Annotated in this window: 5 protein-coding genes and 1 pseudogene; all 6 read right to left on the minus strand. The window is 56.4% G+C overall.

What is annotated here, in order from left to right:
- Positions 1 to 604: 604 nt before the first annotated feature.
- A pseudogene (locus tag M0R70_14865) lies at positions 605 to 1,321 on the minus strand (rRNA pseudouridine synthase).
- A gap of 291 nt (positions 1,322 to 1,612) precedes the next feature.
- Positions 1,613 to 1,798, minus strand: coding sequence for a hypothetical protein (locus tag M0R70_14870; GenBank protein MCK9420649.1), 186 nt, complete (start codon positions 1,796 to 1,798; stop codon positions 1,613 to 1,615).
- Between the two features lie 75 nt (positions 1,799 to 1,873).
- Positions 1,874 to 3,334, minus strand: coding sequence for an IMP dehydrogenase (gene guaB, locus M0R70_14875; protein MCK9420650.1), 1,461 nt, complete (start codon positions 3,332 to 3,334; stop codon positions 1,874 to 1,876).
- A gap of 205 nt (positions 3,335 to 3,539) precedes the next feature.
- Positions 3,540 to 4,178, minus strand: a complete 639-nt coding sequence (locus M0R70_14880) for an MBL fold metallo-hydrolase (GenBank protein MCK9420651.1) — start codon at positions 4,176 to 4,178, stop codon at positions 3,540 to 3,542.
- A gap of 122 nt (positions 4,179 to 4,300) precedes the next feature.
- Positions 4,301 to 4,879 (minus strand): methylated-DNA--[protein]-cysteine S-methyltransferase, encoded by a 579-nt coding sequence (locus M0R70_14885; GenBank protein MCK9420652.1) that lies wholly within the window; start codon positions 4,877 to 4,879, stop codon positions 4,301 to 4,303.
- 31 nt (positions 4,880 to 4,910) lie between these two features.
- On the minus strand, positions 4,911 to 6,488 hold the full coding sequence (murJ, locus tag M0R70_14890) for a murein biosynthesis integral membrane protein MurJ (GenBank protein MCK9420653.1): 1,578 nt from the start codon (positions 6,486 to 6,488) through the stop codon (positions 4,911 to 4,913).
- Positions 6,489 to 6,693: the final 205 nt, after the last annotated feature.

The raw sequence follows: 6,693 nt of genomic DNA on the forward strand, positions 1-6,693 counted from the left end.
GGCGCTGGTCCGGCTTTCGTCTGACTTCCGTCTTCCCCATGGCTGCCCTGGCTGCGGGCCTTCCAATGCCTGTTCTCATTGTCGGTCGGCTCGTGGCCGGACGTGATGTCGGACTGTACGTGCTGTCCCCTCGCGAGTTGCTGCTTGCAAATACCTTCGGACCATCGAACGACCTCTTCTGCTGAGAAGCCGACAACTTGACCACCTGGTTCCGTCTCAGCCCGTCCTTTGTATCCTGCATAGCAGGGATCCGAACACCCGACTTCTGACTTCGCGCACCAATCGCCGGACGCCCTGAACCGCTTATTACACCTCGAACCTTGACCCCGGACCCCGGACCCTCTGCCCTCCACGGCCTGGCATCCGCCTGAGCACCCCGGTGAGCCGGCTTCGTGCTTCTCGCGCCCATCGGCCGCCGTTCGTCTCTGCCCGTATTCACTGCCCTCCATGGCCTGGTATCAGCTTGAGCACCCCGGTGAGCCGGCTTCATGCCTCTCGCGCTCATCGGCTGCCGTACGTCTCTGCCCGTATTCACTGCCCTCTGCGGTCTGACTGCCTCCTTCTTGCTCCTGACCACCGGCTCCTGGATACTGACCCCTGTTTTCTGGGCCATTTCCAGCAGTCCACTCACCTCGGCAGGAGTCAAATAGCGGAATGTCCCTTCCGGCAGACTGCCGAGCGTAAGACTGCCTGTTCTGATCCTCTTCAATTTGATCACCGAGTGGCCCACGCGGTCGAACATGCGCCGTACCTGGCGCTTCCGTCCTTCGTGGATCGTGATCTCGAGCCAGGAGTTGGCCTCTTCTTTTCGGACCTTCTTGAGCTTTGCCGGAGCGGTCTTTCCGTCATCGAGATAAATTCCCTGCTCAAGGTTGTCTATCTGACTGTCTTCGAGAAAGCCCTTTACCTTCGCCAGATAGGTCTTGGGAAATTCATGTTTTGGGTGGGTGATCAAGTGCGCGAAATCCCCGTCATTCGTCAGGATCAGCATGCCCTCGGTGTTGTAGTCAAGCCTCCCCACCGGATACACGCGGACCTTGATGCCTTTCAGCAGGTCCTGCACCGTTGGCCTGCCTTCAGGGTCGGACATGGTCGTGACAAAACCCGCGGGCTTGTTCAGCATAACGTAGACCTTGGGCTGTTGAGGATTGATGAGCTTGCCATCCACCTTGATATGGTCTTTGTCCGCATCGGCCTTGGTGCCGAGCTCGGTCACCACCTGGCCGTTCACGCGCACCCTTCCTTCGGCGATGAGCTCTTCCGCCGCGCGGCGCGATGTCACCCCCGCGGCGGCTATGATCTTCTGGATACGTTCTAACATAAGGTCCTTTCATTATAACAAAAGCAATTATTGTTGTTATTTCATTTGTAGGGCAACCCTTCAGAGCCTGTCCTGAGCCAGTCGAAGGAGTTGCTAAAGCAAGGCTAAAGCCTTGCCCTACAGGTAACATTACTTATTATACCGGTAGCCAGAGGGAAATGCAATCAAGGCTGGTGCCTGCTGAATCCCGCAAGTGAGTGCTCACACACAGTGAACCGCTCTGTCAGAATAAAACAACAAAGCCCCGTGTTCTTCAACCAAACACGGGGCCCGTGGATGTGTTATCAGATTTCAGCGTTCCTTCTTCGCCAGCCACTCCTTCAGCCTCGGACACTTTTGCTTCGCGCGGTTGTCAGTGCAGTCGCCGCAGATGGTCATGTCCTGACTGCAAGGACTAAATCCTCCGGTACTGTGGCTGTCCAATGTTTTCTTAATCCTCGCGCTGCGCGCTTTTTCAATATTCGTTACTTTCGACATGATTGGTAAAGTCTTTTGAAGGAATTATCGGACCGGCCTTTCCTTCCGCACTCCGCACTCCGAAATCCGCACTCGTTAGTCCAACCTGTAGTTCGGCGCTTCCTTGGTGATCACCACGTCGTGCACATGCGACTCGCGAAGTCCCGCGCTCGTGATCTTGATGAATTGCGCCCGTTCCTTCAGCGCCTTCAAAGACTCGCACCCGCAGTAACCCATGCCTGCCCGCACACCGCCGATAAGCTGATGCACGCTTGCCGAGAGGGTCCCCTTATAGGGCACCCTGCCCTCGATGCCCTCGGGGACGAGCTTGGCAAGCTCTTCCTCGTGTGCCTGGAAGTAGCGGTCCTTGCTGCCCCGCTCCATGGCGCCGATGGAACCCATGCCGCGATAAACCTTGTAGCTTCTGCCCTGCAATAACACCGTTTCGCCAGGGCTTTCCTCGGTGCCGGCAAAGAGGCCGCCGATCATGACGGAAGAAGCCCCTGCCGCGAGCACTTTAGTGATGTCCCCGGAGAATTTGATGCCGCCATCGGCAATGACCGGGATGCCGGCCTTGTCCGCCTCTTTGCAGCAATCCATGACCGCGGTGATCTGCGGCACGCCCGCGCCGGATACAACCCGCGTGGTGCAGATGGAACCGGGGCCGATGCCGATCTTCAAGCAGTCCGCTCCCGCCCTGATAAGGTCCTTTGCCGCCTCGGCGGTAGCGATGTTCCCTGCCACCACATCGAGGTCCGGATATTTCTTCTTGATGGCCCTGACCGTGTCGAGCACGCCCTGGGAATGTCCATGCGCCGTGTCCACCACAACGATGTCCACGCCGGCCTCCAAAAGTTCGGGCACGCGTTCGGAATAGTCGCCCACGCCGACGGCCGCGCCGACGCGCAGTCTGCCGTGCTTGTCTTTGCAGGCATTCGGGTACTTGATCTTCTTCTCAATGTCCTTGATGGTTATGAGGCCGCGCAGGCTGAAATCCTTGTCCACGATCAAGAGCTTTTCGATTTTGTACTTCTGAAGGATCTTCATGGCCTTTTCAAGCGTGGTCCCGAGCGGCGCGGTAACGAGATGGTCCTTGGTCATGACCTCGGAGACCTTGAGGCTCAACCTGGTCTCGAACCGGAGGTCGCGGTTAGTGAGGATACCAACGAGCTTGTTGCCCTTGGTCACGGGCACGCCCGAGATGCGGTACTTCTTCATGAGCTCCAGTGCGTCGGTTATCTTGGCATTCGGCGAGATGGTGATAGGATCGATGATCATGCCGCTTTCCGATTTCTTGACCTTGTCCACCTCCTCGGCCTGCACATTGATGGGAAGCGCCTTATGAATGAATCCGAGGCCCCCTTCCTGGGCGAGGGCGATGGCGAGCTTGGTCTCGGTCACCGTGTCCATGGCCGCGCTCACCAGCGGGATGTTGAGGCTTATATTCTTGGTGAGCTGCGTCCGGACGTCCACGTCCTTCGGCAGGACATCTGATTTTGCGGGTAAAAGCAGTACATCGTCAAAGGTGAGACCTTCTCGAATCGGACCGACAACCATGGGATTCTCCTTGTGAACAAAAAAGGTAACTGCTCAGGTCAACACATTATCCACAGATTACGCAGATTTCATAGATTAAAACAAACTTGAATTATTTTTTAAATCTGCGTCCATCTGCGAAATCTGCGGATAAAAGCATCGTGCATCAGTGCTTCAGGATGGAATATTTTACCACACCGGGAGCGAAACCTCAAGACAAACCGGATTATTCAAAACCGGATTGCCTGTTCAAGAACGGGTTCTCGTTCCGCTCTTCACCGATGGTGGAAGCGGGACCGTGGCCGCAATAGACCTTGGTATCGTCCGGCAGGGTCATGAGGTTCGTCTTTATCGAGAGGAGTAGGGTCGGCAGATCTCCCCCCATCAGGTCCGACCTGCCGATGGAGCCGGCAAAGAGCGTGTCGCCGGTAAAAACCACCCCCTGTTCAAGCAGGCAGATGCCGCCCGGAGAATGACCGGGTGTGTGCAGGACCTTGAGAGATACTTCGCCCGCGGTGATGATATCGCCCTGCTTCACATACCGGTCTGCTTCGGGCGAGGATATGGTGCTCATGCCGAATGCGCGGGCTTGCATTGTTGCTGAACCCATCATCGGCGCGTCGTCTTCGTGGATGAGCAATTCCGCGCCCGTGGCATCCTTGAGCGCCTTGTTCGCGCCGATGTGATCGAAGTGGCCGTGGGTGTTCACGATGTATTTGACCTTCAGACCCTCGTCCTTGATGATCTTCAGTATCTCCTGAGCATCGTCACCCGGATCGATGACCACGGCTTCTTTGGTCTTCCCATCCGCAAGGATAAAGCAGTTCACCTGGAGAGGGCCTACGACGATCCCGTACAATACCATGTTCTTTTTTGCTCCCTGATAGGAATGAACGACCAAATATCCGACCAATACCATGACCACGACGATCACGGAAATAATATCGAACACATAGTGTGCCCGGCGTCGGTGAACGGGAACGGCATTCATTTGCTTTCCGTTTCCAATGCCAGCAGTCTCTTCTTCATCCCGAGCCCTCCCGAGAACCCGCCCAGTCCGCCTGTCGCGTCAATGACGCGATGACAGGGGATGATGATCGGGATGGGATTCACACCGAGCGCCTGGCCCACCGCCCTGCCAGCCTTGGGGTTCTTTATCCTCTTTGCGATCCAGGAATAGGACCGGGTTTCGCCGTAAGGGATCGCCATTGCCGCCCGCCAGACCGCCTGCTGGAAGGTCGTATAATAACGCATATCAAGAGGCAGGTCAAATGAAACGCGTTCGCCGGAAAAGTATTGCCGGAGCAATGTTGCGGATTTATCCAAAATGCCTGATGGATTTTTCATAACTGACGAGGACGCCTTTTCCCTCCCTCTCCCTTCCGGGGAGAGGGCTGGGGTGAGGGGCGATGCGAACCTTGCACTTCTCAGCTCCTGTTCAACTATCTTCTTATCCTTCTTCGGCAGGACAACCCGGCATATCCCCTGCTCCGACGCAGCCACTCCGGCCCATCCAAGCGAGGTAAAAAATACAGCTTTTTTTATTCCGCATTCCGAAATCCGCATTCCGCATTCAAGCGCAGGCTGAAGCCTGCGGCTACCCCTTCCTCTTCCCCCTCACCATCCCCCACATGAACTTCAATTCCTCGCTTCTCAAGATCCACATGACGATGATATAGAACAGCACGCTCACGGCCATGCCTCCGCCGAGCAGTTCGGCTTTATACAATGAGTTCCCTGTCCCGCCCCAGACCGGTTGTATGCTGACCCACCAGCCGATCACGCCCATGGCTATGGACGCGGGAACGATCTTGAGGAGCGATATCGCTATCCTTCTGCCGTCCATGCGGCCGATCTTTTTCCTGAGAAACACGGTTGATAAGCCGATATTCAACATGGATGCCAATGACGTGGCGAGAGCAAGTCCTCCGTGGGCAAGCTCTGTCCAGGCAAGAAATGCCGAACTCAACAGGATGTTCGTGAACAGCGCCGCCACTGCGATCTTGACCGGGGTCTTGGTGTCCTGGAGCGCGTAGAATGCCTGTGAAACGATCCTCACGCCGGCAAAGGCCCAGAGTCCCACGGCATAGTACAGGAGAGCCGCAGATACGCCCTGTGTGGATATATGGTCGAACTGACCATGCTCCAGAAGGAGGTTCACGATCGGCACCCGGAGCGTTATGAGTCCGGCCATGGCCGGGAACATGATGAAGAACACAAGCCTGAGCCCGAGCGAGAGTGTCTCGCGGAACTCCGTGGTCTCGCTTCGCGCTGCCTGGGCGGACATGGTCGGGAGCACTGCCGTGGCAATGGCGACGCCGAAGATGCCGAGGGGAAAATGGATGAAACGCATGCCATAGAACAGGTAGGTAATGCTTCCCGTTGCGAGGAAGGACGCAAAGATGGTGCCGATGAATATGTTGAGCTGATTCACCGAAGAACTGATGAAAATCGGCAGCGCCAGTTTGCCGATCTTCCTGACGCCCGGGTGCGTGGGCTGGAACTGCGGCCGCATCATCATCCCCTGTTTCTTGAGCGCCGGCACCTGGATCAGGAACTGGCACATCCCGCCGAGGACAATGCCGACTGCAACACCAAAGATCGGCTCGGACATGAACCGGATGCTCAGCACCACGGAACTGATGGTCATTACGTTCAGCATGACGGGCGAGAGCGCGGGGGTAAGGAACGACCTGAGCGAGTTCAGAATGCCCATGGCGAGCGCCGCAAGCCCGATGAACAGGAGGTACGGGAACATGATGCGCGTGAGCATCACCCCGAGGACATACTTGTCATGTTCCGCCCGGTACGCCCATCCCCAGGCAACTACCTTGACCACGTAAGGAGCGAAGAGAATGCCGAGCCCGGTCAGGACGATCAGGATCACCAGGAGACGGGCAAACACCGCGTTCGCCAGATGTCGGGCGCTTTCCCGGGACTCCCTGGTGAGCGTCTCGGTATAGACCGGGATGAACGCCGCAGACATCGATCCTTCGGCCAAAAGCTCGCGCAGAAGGTTCGGAATGCGGTACGCCACGTAGAAGGCATCTGCGGCCAGGCCCGTGCCGAAGGCCCAGGACATGACCATGTCGCGGATATACCCCATGATGCGGCTGGCAAGCGTGGCAGCGCCGACAACACCTGCGGCTTTTGCAACCTGTACCTGCTCAGACATGCGGATTCACCTCGGAAGAAATGCGGAAATAAGTGGTAACTTTATCAGAAAACAGCTGGTAAGAAAAGGATTTTTTTCTGTAATCCCAAAATGATAATGTCCTAATTCGCCAAAATAGAAATGTCCTATTTCCAGTTACAATGCCTAACGTTAATAGGAGGGCATTGTGGCAGAAAAGGACATGATCACCATGAGCAGGGAGGAA

It is taken from the genome of Nitrospirota bacterium (assembly GCA_023229435.1).
Lineage (GTDB): Bacteria > Nitrospirota > UBA9217 > UBA9217 > UBA9217 > JALNZF01.